This is a genomic window from Reyranella soli, assembly GCF_007992495.1.
Lineage (GTDB): Bacteria > Pseudomonadota > Alphaproteobacteria > Reyranellales > Reyranellaceae > Reyranella > Reyranella soli.
Window position 1 is genome coordinate 1 of sequence record NZ_BKAJ01000135.1, and the last position, 16,658, is coordinate 16,658.

Sequence of the window (16,658 nt, forward strand, 5' to 3'; positions counted from 1 at the left end):
ACGCTGAAGCCGTCGGCCGTGCCGAAGATGCCCTTAGCCGAGCCGCCGCCGCGTGGCAGCCTATTTGGCCAGCCGTTTAAGCTATCCAAGGTTAACTGGGTGAAGCCTGACTTGGCCGTGGAGGTGCTTACCGCTCATCGTTGGGCGCAAAGAACTCGGGACTCATTGGCCCAGCCTTGGCTGCATTCTCGCCAAGTGTGTGCGCTGCCGTAGCATCTAGCCACGATGCAAGATTGAGAAGATAGTCGTCTAGTTCTTCGTTCTGAGCCGTTTCGCGAAATCGCTCCCGCAGCCGCGGTAAGTAGTTTGCATACAAAGGTTCGACTGTACGTAGCGCCCTCTCGCATTTCGCCTGTATTGATTCGTCTTCACTCAATAGGCCACGATAAAGGTTCATTGCGGCGTACGGAGCGCACTCTAGAAGGAACCACAATCCGAGACGCCGATCCGCAAGATTCGCACTCGCCAAGAGATCTGCAATTTGCAGCCACCAACGATTGTGATTAGGCGCGTTTGGATGTCCAAGGTGTTGATGCGCTCGCGGTAAAACGCGAGCGCTAAGGCCGTCACTACAACCAGCTTTGACCGCGACAAGGTCGAAAGCATCTTTCAACATCAACCCAGTCACAAAGCGAATCGCGTTATGACTAAGTAAGTACCAAGACGGCAACTTTTCTCCGGAAGACCCTTTTGTCACGGCTTTGCCAAAGCGCTCTACTCGAGACTTGAACGCTGGATGGGTATGGGAGATCGCGAGTTGGGCGTTGCCGGTCACACGACCTATTCCAGTCTCCCAAAGACTGACCATGGACAAGAACAGCAAGCCACACATGCTCGCACGGGCGCCTGCAAGATTCATGTTCTCGTGGGCGAAAAAGCTCGTGACGATTCGTAGAGCCAACTCATCAGCAGCGATCTCTCGCTGCTCTGCATCAGCCTGGTCCGATGCGTCATCCAGGTGGCCTAGGAGAACGTGGGCAACTTCGTGGGCCAATACAAAAAGCTCGGTCCCAATAAGGAGATAAGTGAACCGGTCTTGAAACGGAAGAGCACGCTGATACGGAAGAGCAGCCATGGGATCCCCCTCTAGGAAGAAGGCCTCTAAGAGATCCCGATGCCGAAACTTGATATATGGGTGACCCATAAGACCCCATTGGTCGAAAGAAGCCGTCGGCATGAACACCGGACCTTGCGGCGTGCCGATCATGGGTTGAAGTAAGATGACTAGCTTAGACAGAAGATTGGTAAGGTGAAAGAAGCCTTCGGGTATCACGATTGCATATTGATCTGTGCCATCAACCCGGAAACTAGACGCATCAAGCCCACCTCCCGGTATCGTCCCAAAACAAGTTCGAGCCAAGCGTTGGTGTTCGTCGAACGACTGCACGACGCTTTCAAGGTCCTTCACTCTATGGTTGAGTATCGACGCATGGGGCGGTGAAGAAAGATCTACGACATTAGGTCTAAGCGTCTCCGCGGACCGGCGTTCGAATTCAGCCAACGCCTCGGCCATCTTATCAGGCGTAATATCTGGATTCGTTTCGAGATATCGTCGGTAATCGTCGGCGCCACGATCATCAACATGGTCCGGAACCTCCATCCCGAGTTCCTGATATGCTTGGCGTTGCAATTTGCTGAGAGCTGTACGCGCAGAGAGAAAATCACTCGTCAAATTCGAGAAGCTCATGTGCGCCTCCCAGGTTCGCGTGCGAAAAATTGGTCAGTGAATCGACCGCCGTGGCGTTAAGGCGCGGAGATTGGCCACCCAGCAACACCTTGTCTACGTAACCAGCGGGTGTGGCTTGAATTCGCAGGCAAGTGAAGGCAAACGGCGTACGGTTACTGCCCGTTATTGTCAGCTTGGAGTTCGCGCGTAGCATTTGGTTTGCCTTGGCCTTGGCAACGAGCTTCGCTTCGAGGTTAATGGCAGCATCTGTCGCGTTCGAGCCAACAAGTTCCAAGCTCAACTCACGGGACGCGAACACGCCATCTATGATGTAGAGATCTTGGCCTCCTTCGCGACCGAAGCTTTTCTCGATGGCTTTTGGAAGTCGATGGGTCTTACCATCTATTGCATGCGAAATAGCCAAGGGATTTACTATCGTACGCCTTGTAGGCCCGATGGTAATCGTTACCCCTTCTGTACCACGGCTTGCGCCCTTAAGATCGGCTTTGACGGGGTCCAGCTCAATTCCCAAAACGCTTGAAATAAAAGGGCCAAGCAAATCGGCGGCCGCCGACCATCCAATTTGGTTCGTCGATTTCCTAGAGACCTGTCCCAGCTCACTTGTAGACGTTCGTGGCACCGACCAAGCTGAATCAAGAGCCAGTTCCGACAAGGTGCCGAGATAGCGTACCCGCCGTTCCTGACTTGTGAACAAAGCAAGCGGTTGGAAACGCTGGTCGGGGATTCGCAACGGTATGGCACCGTAGGTCTCGCGAATCCAATCGAGCAGAGGATCGGACCTGCACAACGACCAAAACGCCATGGATCGTCCTTTCTCCCCGTATGACCCACCCACGCTAGAGACATCAAGTGCTCGATGCAACCAGAGAGGGCCAGCTTAAGCTTCTTCCACTGCAAAAACCAGCCATCCCACCGGGCACCCAGAATCGATCCAGCTTTTGAATCGGCCGCCAAGCGTATGCTCCCGACTCCGCGCAGCCCAAGAAGGCGGTCAAGCAGGAATAGGCCGACGCTTCCTGAACGTTGTGCGTTGAAGACCTTGGAAGTCACGGCGTCGAATTTCAAAGACGCATTGTCGGTACCAGGACGGCCATCCCCGGCCGGTCGAGCCAAACCCCGTGATTGCTACGGTCTCCAGCAGCGCCGACGACAACATCGCGGTCCTGCGTGACGCTGAGGCAATCTCGCCGACAACTGACGGCCACTGAGCCAAGCTCTCGGCGCGAGCCATAGCGGACAGAACGCTGACGGCGTCTTACGAGCGTGTGCTTGGCTACCTGCCGATCCATGCCGACCGCTTCGGCGTTGCGTGGCCATCGCAGGAGAAGATTGCCACGGTACTCGGCGTCAACCGCGCCACCGTATGCCGGGGTATCAAGCGGCTGCGAAGCTATCAAAGGCGCACTAGGTGAAGACCCAGTTGGTCGTGGAAGTGACCTACCTGACCTGGACGGAGGACAATCTGCTGCGGCATGTCTCGTATCGGGGGCAGCGAGAAGACAAGCCAGCGCGACAACTCGTGCGGGCCATCCCGTAGCCCGGCACATCGACGACATATTTGACCTCGGACATGAGAATTCAATTTCCCGTTGGCAGCCAAACCGTCCACCCTAAGGCATAGCGCGTCCTACGCTCGATCGACCGTGAGCATTACCGAGCCACGGTTGTTGAAATACATGAAACAGACGTCGTTTGCGAAGCAGCTTAGCTTGCCGGATTTTGGAAAGGCAATCTTAGCTCCGGCGCCGATGGGCGTTAGAAGCGAGGTGTCGCGATCCACCGTGCCCACGAGTGCGAACCAAGGAGCGGTAGGAACCCGACGCCAGCTTTCGGCAAGTCGCAGGACAAGATTTGTGCTTGAGTATCCATCTGGGCTCGAAGCAATACTTGCGTCGCGCCAGGTTCCGACCGCGCTGAACCTGTACGGTGTGTTTGCCTCAAGCAGAACCTCCGGGACATAAGGAGGCGCCCACCTGTCCACCCAGCGCAAATCGGCGTCGATGGGCACAGACACTGGAAACATGGTCATGTAAACCCTCTTTGCGGATAATGGGCTGTTCCAAAGATGTGTTTGTGTGGAACGGCGCTATTGGGGAAACGGCACTCCAAACGTTCCCCATAGTTGTCTTTCACGTTCCGAGACTCTTGCGAGCCAGTCTTGTTTGAAGTCTGCAGGATAGCCCCTCGGGCGATAAAGCGGCTGAGCCGCCACGGTATACCGATTGACGACGCTCCAATGAACCCGTTCGTTGATGTTCTCGCGCGATTCATCGCGCTTGTCCCAAAACACTCCCACGTCAGTCGCGCATGGATTCATCAGCTTTCGATGAAGAGGTCGTAGTCGGCTGACAAGATAGAACCAGGCAGTCGAGTTAATCGGCATTGCCGAAACATTTGGCGTAACCTTGCCCTCAAGCGCTTCCAGGTCAAAACGAAGATTTGTGGTCTCTTCCACCCGCGCCATCATCCAGATAAGAGCAACGTCGGAGAGCGCATGGTCGGCGTAACTGCCGCCAACGTTGCTATGGGCCCCCATAAACCAAACCTGTTCGCAAACCTTGCCTTCCTTCAGGGCCTTCGTCTTCTTCTTTGTCCAAAACGTAGGTGCGAAAGGACGCCGTCGTTCATCGACGGCGATCGCGTGCAAGGCAACTTCTACATTCTTTCCGAGGCCAGTATCGCTAAACCGAAGTGTGCGTCTAGTGAACAACCGTGCCAACCCACCGAGGCCAAAGCCGGACGGAATGCCATATGAGCCTACTGTGTCCCAGACGCCCACGCAGCGGACAGGGACGGTTGTGTCTGCAAGCTGATCGATCTCAGCTGGTGGCATGTTCCCTGCCAGCCTGTCCTTCTTGCTTCGGTACGAGTTCCAGACTTCGTCAAACCGTTCAAAATGAGCGGGTCGAACCAAGCCGACCTTGTTGATGATGCCCGCAACCGCACGTGCAGTATAAGCACCGCGAGAAAAACCGAAGATGTAGATCTCGTCGCCTTTACAATAGTTCAAGGCGCAGAATGCGTAGGCGCGCTGGACATTGCGCCGTAAGCCCACTCCAAACACTCCACCCAAAAATCTATCGACAGGGCCGTCAGTGCCGACACCGGCGTTGTAGTAAACTATCTGCGGAACTCCGTCGTCACCTTGGTCGGCAACCGATTGCGCGATCCGAACAACATTAGTCGGAAGATTTCCCTTCCCAACTTGATTCCAAGTGCCGTCAAGGCAAAGAACAATGCGCTTCATACTGTCTCCCCCTTTTGAATTCATTCTTGGACGTACTATTGCACGAAAACATTAGAACCGAGCCCGGGCAGACCGCCCCCTTGACGGTCAAACAGGTTTCGACAGTTCGATTCCCAGGCTTCTTGCTTCGGCTGTTTGTGCCGCATTCGTCTGTGAGAGAACGCACATAGAGATGACGGTCTGCCCCCCTGTCTCAGCGACCGTCGTCCCTGAATCTCCCGCCTGGGTGTAATGCGCGCGTCTCCGTTGAAGGACGGTTGCAAAAACGCATAACGGTGTTATTATTGGTAGTACTGAAAGTTGGGTAGGCCCTTCGAATTTTAGGCCTTGAGAAGTTAGTTAAACCTCTTGCCCTCCTGATTTAGTACCGTCGAGACGCTGTCTGTTTGGTGTGCCTAGCGGGCGTTCGCGGCGTAGCAGCCTTTGCAAGGCCACAGCGAGGAGTAGTTTGGTGTCTAGTCGCGTTTGAGCCGAATTACGATGAAAATAAAGACGCGGGGAGAAGCCGAATGTCCGACCCATCGAATTCAAGTCACCCGTTACTTGAAGCTCGCCTGGCTGCCTTAGAAAAGCGAACGGCTGACAACTTTGGAGAGATTGGGGCTGCCATCGATAAAATTGCAAAGCAGACCGCGCGACCTGTCACGGACTGGTGGAAGAGATGCCTCGATTTGTTTCAGTTCGCTGTGGTGACAGTAGGTGTGTTTGTTGGTCTGCAGCAATTGATTCAATTGCGACAGAACTCAGACGTCGCGGCGTTCACTACTGTTTCCACTGAGTGGCTGAAGCTTGATCTTCATTTCATTCAGAGGCCTCATTTGCACGCGCATTTTCACAACGGAGAGAAAGAAGTAGCCGAAAAACATCTCTCGGAGGCCAAAGCTACGGCACAGTACGTCGTAGATTTTGTGGATTATGCAATCGTTACGTCGGATCGCTTGCCGTCGATGGGTGAAGGTTTCTTGGAAGCGGGGCAGGATAAAGACCTTTGGCACCGGTATGTTCAGCAGACCTACTTCAGAAGTGCGTTGGTGTGCGAAATCCTAAAGGAAAAAAGTGCTGGCTATAACCGCAAGACGTTGGCGGTAGCGAAGGAGCCTTGCAGCAAAGTCGACAAATAGGAGGCGATTAGTGGCTTCCGTTACCTTTAGCAGCGGCTCCTTATTGGAAGTCTCGTCCTTCTCCGACCTCCTTTCTGACCACTAAGGTAAGGTATCTTCCCCGCGACCATCAGGAACGTCGTGCTCATGAACCGAGGCGTCCAGCCGAGACTGCTGACAGGCCTTTGCTACGTGGCTATGATGTCCCTGGCCATCGGCATCAATCTCCTGCCAGTGTTCCTCACAAGTATCGGCGCAAGTTTTGGCCAAGACGGCTCGCTCACCCGTGAGGAGCTGGGTCGCTTGGGGGCCGTGGCTTTTGCCGGCCTCGTGGTCGGAACCGTGGCCGCAGGACCGTTAGCAGATCGTTATGGCGCCAAGCCCTTCATTATTCTGGCCAATGTACTGGCCGTGGCAGGGTTAGCAGGGATGGCAACCTCGCAGACGTTCGCGTTGCTTTTGACAACAGTGTTCGTAGTCGGGCTCGGGGCTGGAATGCTCGATCTAACTGTCTCCCCCGTGGTCGCCGCTTTGCACCCGGGGCGCCGTACTGCTGCGATGAACTGGCTGCATTCCTTTTATCCCCTGGGCGCCGTCATGACTATTTTCGCCGGCACGCTGGCGCTGGCGTTTGATGTCGGATGGCGAGCAGTATGTTGGTTCTCTATTGCACTGCCCTTGGGATTAACGCTGGCATTTCTGCCCTTGCGTTTTCCGGCCCTGGTCTCCGAATGCTCTGGGCGAAGGTCAATCAAAGAACTGTGCGCTAAGCCTTGGTTTCTTATTGCCTTGGCAGCCATTTTCATGGGCGGCGCCACTGAGCTCGGTATGGCGCAATGGCTGCCAGCCTACGCGGAGACATCGCTGGGGTTCTCACCGACAGTGGCGGGTGCGGGATTGTTGATGTTCTCTATCGCCATGGCCATGGGGCGGATAGCCGTCGGCATGATGGAGGAGTCAGCAAACTCCTATGCAATCATGGCTGCCGGGAGCCTGCTCTCAGGCGTGTTCTTTCTGCTTGGGGCATTCCTCGAAAACCCCGTCTTGGCTCTTGCCGCCTGCGTGGCTGCGGGCTTCACCGGCAGCAGCCTGTGGCCGACAATGCTAGCCGTGACGGCGGACCGGTATCCCAACGGCGGAGCCAGCATGTTCGCTGCTCTCGCGGCGTTCGGAAACGCTGGCGGGATCTTCATGCCGTGGGTAATCGGCTTCGTCGGAGATGAGCGTGATCTGCATTGGGGCATCGCGACTTCCACTATTGCACCGTTGCTCATGCTGCCGATGGTCATGCTTCTTTTTCGGCACCGACGAACGCAAAGCGAAGCCAGTCGCGGCTGAGTCCCCCGCACACTCCAGGCTCAGGCACTTGTCACGGGACTTGTCGTTGAAGACGGGTGTCGATTGGGGTGCGGGTCGTTGCGTTCACCGTCGATCATGGCCGCGCGATCATGCCCGCGGTGGGTTATCGCGTCGAGTACGATGGGCGTTCTGTGGTGATTTCGGGTGATACCCGATATGACCAGAATGTCATCAAATATGGAACAGGCGCGCCAGGCGCTCCGTCGCGAACGCGACGCCCCGCTGCTCGCCTCGCTTGATCCCGCCCTCCTTCTCGAGGGCGTAGAGCGGTCCAACCTGGGCAAGGCTCACCAGGAGGAGCGCCTTGGTGCGTTCCTCGATCGTGCAGCCGCAGGACTCATAGAGTCCGACCCGCGCCGACGACCGCTGCTCGCTGCAGATTACGCTTCACGAGCTCGCCTTCGAAGTAGGCGTGGATCTTGCTGTCCATGTAGCCCTCCGGGTTCGGATACTTTCCCCAGCCGTTGAAGTGGACCGACACATGGAGGGGTTGGAACGCATCACCGCGATAGTGACTCCAGACGCCAAGGTCGCGCAGAGTTAGATTTTCACGCAGCCGGCGATCGGCCTCGAACCAAATTGGTGATCTCGTTCTCCCTTTATGCAGCGTTTCCCGGCGAATTCTTACGTAATTACCTAACCTTAGGCTGGTTAGACGGCGTGTTGCTGGGTCAATATTTTTACGAGTTGAATACGCGATCCTCCGAGCGCGGCTTCATTCCCAACCGCCTTTGGTTGCTTAACGAGGATCTTGTTGACGATGAAAAGCTTCGTCGCCTGGTTGCAGACAATTCAACAGGAGAGAGTGCGCGGCCTTCCTTCGTTCTCGATCTGAGCAATCGACACCTCGCGAGCGCCATGCTTCGCAACACTGATTTGCGTCAGGTCAATTTTGATAACGCGGTACTAACCAGTGCAGACTTCTCCGGTGCGTGGCTGACCGGGTCACGTTTGACCGAGCTAAGATGCAATGGGCAATTCTCGTATCAGCCGAACTACAAGGTGCCCGTTTCAGGATGACAACGATGCAAGGTGTAACTCTCAATTTTTCTTGGCTCCAAGGGGCAACATTTGAAGGCGCTCGTCTGCAGTCATCCAACCTAACAGGGCGCACCTACAAGGTGCAACCCTAAGGAGAGCCTACCTTCACCGCGTGAGCCTTTCTAAAGCCAATCTGCAAGCCACCATACTGGACGAAGCACAGCTTTATGAAGCGATACTGGACGGGGCGAACTTTGCCGCGGCTTCGCTTCGATCAGCAAACGTTTGGGCGCTCGCGGCCAGCCTGCCCCTCTTCAACAAGTCGACCTTACCAACCTGCACCGCGACGATCCCTGCATCATGCTCGCCAAATTAGGCGACAAATGTCTCGACTCGATAATTAGGGACTTTGATGCGCCTTTTAACAAACACCGCCTGGAGATAATCCGTATGTTCAGTGCGTTAGATCCGACTTTTTGGAAGCTTGAGACGCCGATAACACCTACCCTACTTACGGCTGCTCTAACTTCATTGGCATGTGCCGAATCCGGCGCGCCATTCGTAGCCAAAGCGATCGCGACCTATCGAATCCGCAACCTGCCCGAAGAGCATCGGCTACGTGGTTGGCCGAACTTAGGATGGCATCGCAGGCTCGGGAGCCTTCTTGGATCCAACAGATTTTCACCTTTAAATCTAAGTCGAATTGCGCCGGAGCTGGATTACTCTCGCTGAGCGACTGGACCCATTTGGGTAAGCAAATTGAAAAGTCGAGTGTAGAGAGAGCACAATGGTGCTGGCCACGAAAGTGAGAATGCGATGCTCATCAATCGGGCCACCGATTCCTATGCCGCGCGTGCACGAGCTGATCGCCGCAGGCCACAACGCAATGACGCTGCCCGTTCTCCGCAGTGCCGCCGATGGTGTAAAGCACTCCGGCGCTTGCCCCTGCCCCTGCAGGCCAATAGCTCAGGCAGCGGGATCTGCGGGCCATGACGATGGATTCGAAGCCACGGGCCACGCCCCCATTCGGGCGCCTCACGGCGAGCATCGATGAAGTGTGGCACCTGGTCGGCCGACAACTCGAGGATGGACGCGAGGGACGCCCGGTAGCACAGGCGGGCAAGGGTGCCGCAATGGCCCCATCGCCAGCACGTTGCCATAGATCTGGATACTTTGAGACTTGCGTTTCAGGTGGCCGAAACCCTCTCGCTACACTCTTTCCAACGTTGTCGTCGGTGATGTGGAGATTTGATTTCGCTGCCCCCATCTTTTCTCAGGGTCACGCACGGCCTCGTAGTTCCACGATCTTCGACTCGGCATATCCATCACAAAAGGCCCCCCATGCGTCGGAGAGGCCCCTCCTTTTCTCGAAAAGATCGCCGCGGCGATACGCGGCCTCGACCTTGTCGCCCACCGCATGCGCCAGCGCCATCTCGGCAACCTCGCTCGGAAAGTTGGTGCGCTCTGCCGCCCAATCACGAAATGACGATCTGAAACCATGGACGGTCAGGTCGCCGCGCTCCATGCGGCGTAGGAGGGTGAGCATCGCCATGTTCGAGAGCGGCCTGCCTAGTAGCGCTCCGGGAAAAACAAAGTCGCAGCCTTCATGTCGAAGCGGCTTCATCTCGTCGAGGATCGCAAGCGCACGGACAGACAGCGGCGAACGGTGCTCACGCTTGGCCTTCATACGATCGGCAGAGATCGTCCACAGTTTTTGGTCCTCGGCGATCTCAGACCATCTTGCTCCGAGGGCTTCGCCGGTGCGCGCGGCAGTGAGGATCGTGAATTCAAGAAGTCTCGCGGCCACGCCAGGCTGTTTGCGCAACTCGACCATGAAGGCGGCCATCTCGGCATAGGGCAGCGCAGCGTGGTTCTCGACGCGCCGCACCTTGCTCTTAGCCGGGAGCAGGGCCTCCAGGTGGCCTTTCCATCGGGCGGGATTCTCGCCGTCGCGAAGGTGACGTGCCCTGGCATAGTCTAAGATGACCTCGAGCCGGCCCCGCAGGCGGCTCGCCGTCTCAGGCTTCTTTGTCCAGATCGGCTCCAGGACCTTCAGCACTAGCGACGTATCGACCGCCTGCACAGGCAGCGAGCCGATGATGGGCGCGGCGTAGGTCTCCAAGGTCTTCTCCCACTGCTGAGCGTGCTTCTCGTTCTTCCAGCCCGCCGAGTGGGACGCGATGTAAGCCTTCGCGCACTCGGCGAACGTCGTTGCCTTTGCTACCGCCACGGACCGGGCCGTACGGGCGGCCTGGCGCTCCTCCAGCGGATCTCGGCCGTCGCGCACCGCTTCGTAGAGGGTCCGGGCTTTCGTACGGGCGTCGTTCAGCAGTACCTTGGCGCGGCCCGTCGCCGGCCCCAGGCCCATCTCTCGCATCCGGCCGTTCCGCACGTACCGAAAGACCCAAAACTTTGCCTCGGGACTGCGCACGAGCAGGTAGAGCCCCGCCCCGTCGCCGTATCGACCCGGGCCAGCCTTCTCTACTTTGCCCGATGACAGCCCCTGCGCCCGTCTAGGCATCTTCACAATCCCCTGTTCTATCCCCTAATCATAGACGAGAATGGGGGCGAACGGAAGGGGACGCCCGCGGACGACGAGTTCATCAAATCCTTATATAATTGGCTTTTCCACCACCCTCAGGAGACGGTCGCGGACGGCGACGGACGGGCAGTGGCGGAGAGGGTGGGATTCGAACCCACGGTACGCTTGCACGCACAACGGTTTTCGAGACCGTCCCGATCGACCACTCTGGCACCTCTCCGGGGCCCCGCTTATAAGAGGCCGATTCTTCCCGGGCAACCGCGGCGTCTTGGACCATGGATTTGGGCCAAACGGCCTGATTTTCCAAGCTTTCTGCCGTTGACTCGGTGGGCTTCCTGCGTATATTCCGCCCTCCTCCGGCGGGTCGGTCAGGCCCGCCGTGCTATTTCATGCCTTCCGGCATTTTGGGCCTGGAACCACCATTTCCCCTAAGGGTGGTGGGTCTATCCGAAAACCGGGGGGCCTCAGTCGGGTGTCATCATGATCGCCGTTATCCGCACGGGTGGAAAGCAATACACGGTCGCCGCAGAGCAGGAGCTCACGGTCGAGCGCATCGCAGGCTCCGCCGGCGACAAGGTCGAGTTCGACGACGTGCTGATGGTCGGCGAGAAGGTCGGCGCGCCGACCGTGGCCGGCGCCAAGGTCGTGGCCTCGATCGTCAAGCAGGCGCGCGGGCCGCACCTGATCGTCTTCAAGAAGCGGCGTCGCCAGAACTCGCGGCGCAAGAACGGCCATCGTCAGGACCTGACGGTGGTCAAGATCGAACAGATCGTCGCCTAACTGAGCGGCTGGAGAGTTAGTCATGGCACACAAAAAAGCAGGCGGCTCGTCGCGTAACGGCCGTGATTCAGAGAGCAAGCGGCTGGGCGTGAAGCGCTTCGGCGGCCAGAAGGTCCTCTCGGGCAACATCCTGGTCCGTCAGCGCGGCACCAAGATGAACGCCGGCGAGAATGTCGGCATCGGCCGCGACCACACCCTGTTCGCCACCGCCGACGGCGTCGTGTCGTTCCGCAAGCGGACCGGCGGCAAGGTCGAGGTGAACGTGCTCCCGCCGGCGCTCGCCGCCGAATAGCCGTTCCCGACCGATCGGATTTCGAGGGGGAGCGGCTCGCCGTTCCCCCTTTTCGTTTTTGGACCCCAACCCATGAAGTTCCTCGACCAGGCCAAGATCTACCTCCGCTCCGGCAACGGCGGCGCCGGCTGCGTGGGATTCCGGCGCGAGAAGTTCATCGAGTTCGGCGGCCCGGACGGCGGTGACGGCGGCCGCGGCGGCGACGTCATCCTGGAATGCGTCGATGGGCTGAACACGCTGATCGACTACCGCTACGCCCAGCACTTCAAGGCCGAGACCGGCCATCACGGCATGGGCAGCCAGCGCACCGGCGGCGCCGGCAAGGACATCGTGCTGCGCCTGCCGCGCGGCACCCAGGTCTTCGCCGAGGACAACGAGACCCTGCTGGCCGACCTGACCGAGATCGGCCAGCGCATCGTGCTGCTCAAGGGCGGCGACGGCGGTTACGGCAACCTGCACTACAAGAGCTCGACCAACCGGGCCCCGCGCCGCGCCGACAAGGGCTGGCCCGGCGAGGAGCTGTGGGTGTGGCTGCGCCTGAAGCTGATCGCCGACATCGGCCTGGTCGGCCTGCCCAACGCCGGCAAGTCGACGTTCCTCGCCGCCACCTCCAACGCCCGGCCCAAGATCGCCGACTATCCGTTCACGACCCTGACGCCCGGCCTGGGCGTGGTGAAGGTGGGCGAGCGCGAGTTCGTCATGGCCGACATCCCCGGTCTGATCGAGGGCGCTCATGAGGGCTCGGGGCTGGGCACGCGCTTCCTGGGTCATGTCGAGCGCTGTCGCGCGCTGCTGCATTTGGTCGACGGCACGCAGGACGATATCGCCCTCGCCTACAAGACGGTGCGCGCCGAGCTCAAGGCCTATGGCGGCAATCTCGTGCGCAAGAAGGAGATCGTGGCGCTGAACAAGACCGACGCCATGACGGCAGAAGACATCGAGGCCAAGCGCGCGCTGCTGGCCAAGGCGAGCCGCAAGACGGTGCATGTGATCTCGGGCGTCTCGGGCCACGGCGTGCAGCCCCTGCTGCACGAGCTGATGAAGCTGGTCGACCGGCAGCGCGACCCCGCGAAAGAAGCTGCGTGACTCCCCTGGAGGAGGCCCGCCGGCTGGTCATCAAGATCGGCTCCTCCATCCTGGTCGACGAGACGCGGGGCGAGATCCGCCGCGACTGGCTTCTCAAGCTGACCGACGACGTGGCGCGCCTGCACAAGGGCGGCTGCGAGATCGTGCTGGTCTCCTCCGGCGCCATCCGGCTCGGCCGCACGCATTTCAAGCTGCCGCCCGGCCCGCTCAAGCTCGAGGAAAGCCAGGCCGCCGCGGCCACTGGCCAGATCCAGCTCGCCCATGCCTACCAGGAGGCGCTGGCGCGGCACGGCATCACCGTGGCCCAGGTGCTGCTGACCCTGGACGATTCCGAGGAGCGCCGCCGCTATCTCAACGCCCGCCAGACCATGGGCACCTTGCTCGGCATGAAGGCCGTGCCAGTGATCAACGAGAACGACACGGTAGCGACCGACGAGATCCGCTTCGGCGACAACGATCGCCTGAGCGCACGCGTCGCCGAGATGATCTCGGCCGACACGCTGGTGCTGCTGTCGGACATCGACGGCCTCTACACCGGCGATCCACGCAGCGACGCCTCGGCCGTCCTCATTCCCGAGATCCGCGAGATCACGCCCACCATCGAGGCGATGGCAGGCGCCGCCGCCTCCGAGCTCAGCAACGGTGGCATGGTGACCAAGCTGATCGCCGGCCGCATCGCCATGGCCGCCGGCTGCCGCATGGCGATCGCCGACGGCCGCGGCGTCGGCGCGCTGGGCAACCTCATCGACGGCAAGGCGCGCTGCAGCTGGTTCCTGCCCGAGGCCTCGCCTCTGTCGGCGCGCAAGAAATGGATCAAGGGCTCGCTCAAGACCGCGGGCGCCCTCACCGTCGACGATGGCGCCGTGCGTGCGCTGTCGGCCGGCAAGAGCCTGCTGCCGGCGGGCGTCACCAACGTCGATGGCGAATTCCGCCGCGGCGACGTTGTCGACGTGAAGGACCGGCTGGGCCGCCTGCTGGCGCGCGGGCTCGTGGCCTATGCCGCCGACGACGCCCGCCGCATCGCCGGCCGCAAGAGCGCCGAGATCGAGCGCCTGCTGGGTTTCCGCGGCCGGGACGAGATGGTCCATCGCGACGACCTGGTGGTCGAATAGGGCTATACTGGAGCGGCCGATGAACGTTTTGACCAAGCCCGAGGACGCTGCGGCCATCGTCGCCGAGCTGGGCCGACGCGCGCGCGAGGCTGCCGTGGCACTGCGCAACGCCTCGACCGAGGCCAAGAACCGCGCCCTCGCCGATGCCGCGCGCCTGATCCGCGCCGAGACGGCGGCGATCCTGGCCGCCAACGCCAAGGACATCGAAGCCGCCAAGGCGGCCGGCATGACCGAGGCGCTGCAGGATCGCCTGCTGCTGAACGACGCGCGCGTCGAAGGCATGGCCAAGGGCCTCGACGACATCGTCGCCCTGCCCGACCCGGTCGGCGCGGAGATCGAGAGCTGGACACGGCCCAACGGCCTCGCCATCAGCCGCGTGCGCGTGCCGATCGGCATCATCGGCGTGATCTACGAAGCCCGGCCCAACGTCACCGCCGACGCTGGCGCACTCTGCATCAAGTCGGGCAATGTCGTGGTGCTGCGCGGCGGCTCGGACAGCTTCCATTCCTCGCGCGCCATCGTCGAGTTGCTGCGCCGCGCGCTGAAGGACGCCGGACTCCCCGAGGATTGCGTGCAGCTCGTGCCCACCACCGACCGCGCCGCCGTCGGCGAGATGCTGCGCGCCACCGGCTGGCTCGACCTGATCGTGCCGCGCGGCGGACGCTCGCTGATCGACCGCGTCACCGAGGAAAGCCGCGTGCCGGTGCTGCGCCACTACGACGGCATCTGCCACGTTTATGTCGACCGCGACGCCGACATCGCCATGGCGACCGATGTCGTCGCCAACGCCAAGATGCGCCGCGTCAGCGTCTGTGGCGCCGCCGAGACGCTTCTGGTCGACCGGGCCGCACTCGATACGCACCTGATGCCGGTACTGTCGAAGCTGCACGAGCTCGGCTGCGAGGTGCGCGGCGACAGCGAGGTGCAGAAGCGCGACCCCAAGGCCACGGCCGCCACCGAGAAGGACTGGCGCACCGAATATCTCGCGCCGGTGATCTCGGTCGCCACGGTCGACGGCGTCGACGGCGCCATCCGTCACATCGCGACCTTCGGCAGCCAACACACCGAATCGATCATCACCGGCAACGAGGCGACCGCGCGCCGCTTCCTGGCCGAGGTCGACAGCGCCATCGTCATGCACAACGCCAGCACCCAGTTCGCCGACGGCGGCGAATTCGGCCTGGGCGCCGAGATCGGCATCTCGACCAACCGCATGCATGCGCGCGGCCCGGTCGGCCTGGTCGAGCTCACGACCTACAAGAACATCGTGCGCGGCAAGGGCACAACGCGCCCATGAGGGGTTTCTGTCGTCCTGAGCGCAGCGAAGGACCTCATCGCCGCTTGATACGGCATGAGATCCTTCGCTGCGCTCAGGATGAGAGAGGGCAAACTACCCCGGGACAACGAACATCGTGACTTCAACTTTCCTTCCAATGCCCGGCGTGCCGCGGGACACGACGCGCCGCATCGGCCTTTTGGGCGGCTCGTTCAATCCCGCGCACGAGGGCCATCGCCATATCAGCCTCGAGGCGTTGAAGCGGCTCGGCCTGGACGAGGTGTGGTGGCTGGTCTCGCCGCAGAACCCGCTCAAGACCGACGACGGCATGGAGCCTTTGGCCACCCGCGTCGCCCGCGCGCGCCAGATCGTTGGCCGCCATCCGCGCATCCGCATCGACGCGCCCGAGCTGGTTTTAGGCACACGCTACACGCTCGACACGGTGCGGGCGTTGCGCCGCGCCTACCCCAGGGCGCGCTTCGTCTGGCTGACCGGCGCCGACATCCTGCCGCAGTTCTCTCAGTGGCGCGGCTGGCGCGATTTGTTCGGTTCCATACCGATCGCGGCCTTCGCCCGGCCCGGCTGGAGCTATCCGGCGCTGAGCGCAGCAGCCCCGCGCACCTTTGCCCGTTACCGACTGGACGCGAGCCACGCCCGCATGCTCGCCTCCTGCGAGCCGCCGGCCTGGTGCTTCATCCCAAGCCGACTCGACAGCCATTCCGCCACGGCGATTCGCGCCGTGCAGCCGCGCAAACGCAAAGCGAAAGGACAGACCATCCCCGAAACCCGCACGCTTCCCGACCGGAGCAAAGACGCCGAGGCGCTGCTTGCGCTGGTGCGTCGTTCGCTGGACGACGACAAGGCCGAGGACGTCGTCGTCATCGATCTCAAGGGCAAGTCGGCCTTCGCCGATTACATGGTGATCGCCTCGGGCCGCTCGAACCGCCAGGTGGTGGCGATCGCCGAGCATCTCGCCGACCGGCTGAAGATGGCTGGCCACGGCTACACGCCGGTCGAGGGCAAGCAGACCGGCGACTGGGTGCTGGTCGATGCCGGCGACGTGGTCGTCCACATCTTCCGCCCCGAGCCGCGCGCCTTCTATGCGCTCGAGAAGATGTGGGCACTGGAGACCGAGGCCGCCGCCAAGCCCAAGGCGGCGGTGCGCGCCCGCCGCGTCAGGAAGCCGGCGTAACGTT

At 60.6% G+C, this 16,658-nt stretch carries 16 protein-coding genes, 1 tRNA gene and 1 pseudogene; 13 read left to right on the forward strand and 5 right to left on the reverse strand.

All coding sequences use genetic code 11. The features are described from left to right. Positions 1-127: 127 nt before the first annotated feature. Entirely contained in the window at positions 128-1,687 is a 1,560-nt protein-coding gene (locus RSO01_RS33675) for a phage exclusion protein Lit family protein (protein WP_147154978.1), read from the reverse strand. Further along, positions 1,662-2,489, reverse strand: coding sequence for a hypothetical protein (locus RSO01_RS33680; RefSeq protein WP_147154979.1), 828 nt, complete (start codon positions 2,487-2,489; stop codon positions 1,662-1,664). Before RSO01_RS33680 ends, RSO01_RS33675 begins: the two co-directional genes overlap by 26 nt. A gap of 463 nt (positions 2,490-2,952) precedes the next feature. Between RSO01_RS33680 and RSO01_RS50010 the strand changes: the two genes are divergently transcribed. Both RSO01_RS50010 and RSO01_RS50015 read left to right on the forward strand, forming a co-directional pair. Continuing rightward, positions 2,953-3,099: a helix-turn-helix domain-containing protein gene (locus tag RSO01_RS50010; RefSeq protein ID WP_170303551.1), complete on the forward strand. Its 147-nt coding sequence runs from the start codon at positions 2,953-2,955 to the stop codon at positions 3,097-3,099. Further along, the gene (locus RSO01_RS50015) at positions 3,096-3,224 is read left to right on the forward strand and encodes an ATP dependent DNA ligase (protein ID WP_373867972.1); all 129 of its coding nucleotides are present in this window, start codon (positions 3,096-3,098) and stop codon (positions 3,222-3,224) included. The genes RSO01_RS50010 and RSO01_RS50015 overlap by 4 nt, the downstream gene beginning before the upstream one ends. A 549-nt stretch (positions 3,225-3,773) precedes the next feature. Here RSO01_RS50015 and RSO01_RS33690 read toward each other — a convergent pair. Next, entirely contained in the window at positions 3,774-4,934 is a 1,161-nt protein-coding gene (locus tag RSO01_RS33690) for a T6SS phospholipase effector Tle1-like catalytic domain-containing protein (RefSeq protein ID WP_170303552.1), read from the reverse strand. Between the two features lie 509 nt (positions 4,935-5,443). On the opposite strand from RSO01_RS33690, the gene RSO01_RS33695 reads away from it, so the two are divergent. From RSO01_RS33695 to RSO01_RS33715, 5 genes are all read left to right on the forward strand, one after another. After that, on the forward strand, positions 5,444-6,055 hold the full coding sequence (locus RSO01_RS33695) for a hypothetical protein (RefSeq protein WP_147154981.1): 612 nt from the start codon (positions 5,444-5,446) through the stop codon (positions 6,053-6,055). 180 nt (positions 6,056-6,235) lie between these two features. Next, a complete protein-coding gene (locus RSO01_RS33700) occupies positions 6,236-7,372 on the forward strand; it encodes an MFS transporter (RefSeq protein ID WP_246158995.1) in 1,137 nt (378 codons plus the stop codon). Between the two features lie 603 nt (positions 7,373-7,975). Further along, entirely contained in the window at positions 7,976-8,413 is a 438-nt protein-coding gene (locus tag RSO01_RS33705; RefSeq protein WP_246158998.1) for a pentapeptide repeat-containing protein, read from the forward strand. A gap of 5 nt (positions 8,414-8,418) precedes the next feature. Continuing rightward, on the forward strand, positions 8,419-8,526 hold the full coding sequence (locus tag RSO01_RS50275; protein WP_170303553.1) for a pentapeptide repeat-containing protein: 108 nt from the start codon (positions 8,419-8,421) through the stop codon (positions 8,524-8,526). Further along, positions 8,487-8,750 (forward strand): pentapeptide repeat-containing protein, encoded by a 264-nt coding sequence (locus RSO01_RS33715; protein WP_147155019.1) that lies wholly within the window; start codon positions 8,487-8,489, stop codon positions 8,748-8,750. Before RSO01_RS50275 ends, RSO01_RS33715 begins: the two co-directional genes overlap by 40 nt. 903 nt (positions 8,751-9,653) lie before the next feature. On the opposite strand, the gene RSO01_RS33720 is transcribed toward RSO01_RS33715, so the two are convergent. Both RSO01_RS33720 and RSO01_RS33725 read right to left on the reverse strand, forming a co-directional pair. Beyond that, entirely contained in the window at positions 9,654-10,895 is a 1,242-nt protein-coding gene (locus tag RSO01_RS33720; protein WP_147154985.1) for a tyrosine-type recombinase/integrase, read from the reverse strand. A 151-nt stretch (positions 10,896-11,046) separates the two neighbouring features. Then, positions 11,047-11,136, reverse strand: a tRNA-Ser gene (locus tag RSO01_RS33725). A gap of 260 nt (positions 11,137-11,396) precedes the next feature. On the opposite strand from RSO01_RS33725, the pseudogene rplU reads away from it, so the two are divergent. The 6 genes and pseudogenes from rplU to RSO01_RS48530 all read left to right on the forward strand — a co-directional run. Then, a pseudogene (rplU, locus tag RSO01_RS33730) lies at positions 11,397-11,690 on the forward strand (50S ribosomal protein L21); the annotation flags it as partial. A 28-nt stretch (positions 11,691-11,718) separates the two neighbouring features. Further along, positions 11,719-11,988 carry a 50S ribosomal protein L27 gene (gene rpmA / locus RSO01_RS33735; RefSeq protein WP_147154987.1) on the forward strand — a complete coding sequence of 90 codons (270 nt, stop codon included), beginning with the start codon at positions 11,719-11,721 and terminating at the stop codon, positions 11,986-11,988. Positions 11,989-12,060: 72 nt separating this feature from the next. Then, positions 12,061-13,074, forward strand: a complete 1,014-nt coding sequence (gene obgE / locus RSO01_RS33740) for a GTPase ObgE (protein WP_147154988.1) — start codon at positions 12,061-12,063, stop codon at positions 13,072-13,074. Next, positions 13,071-14,186 (forward strand): glutamate 5-kinase, encoded by a 1,116-nt coding sequence (gene proB / locus RSO01_RS33745; RefSeq protein ID WP_147154989.1) that lies wholly within the window; start codon positions 13,071-13,073, stop codon positions 14,184-14,186. Before obgE ends, proB begins: the two co-directional genes overlap by 4 nt. Positions 14,187-14,205: 19 nt before the next feature. Beyond that, a complete protein-coding gene (locus tag RSO01_RS33750; RefSeq protein WP_147154990.1) occupies positions 14,206-15,483 on the forward strand; it encodes a glutamate-5-semialdehyde dehydrogenase in 1,278 nt (425 codons plus the stop codon). A 115-nt stretch (positions 15,484-15,598) separates the two neighbouring features. Further along, positions 15,599-16,654, forward strand: a complete 1,056-nt coding sequence (locus RSO01_RS48530; RefSeq protein WP_147154991.1) for a nicotinate-nucleotide adenylyltransferase — start codon at positions 15,599-15,601, stop codon at positions 16,652-16,654. Positions 16,655-16,658: the final 4 nt, after the last annotated feature.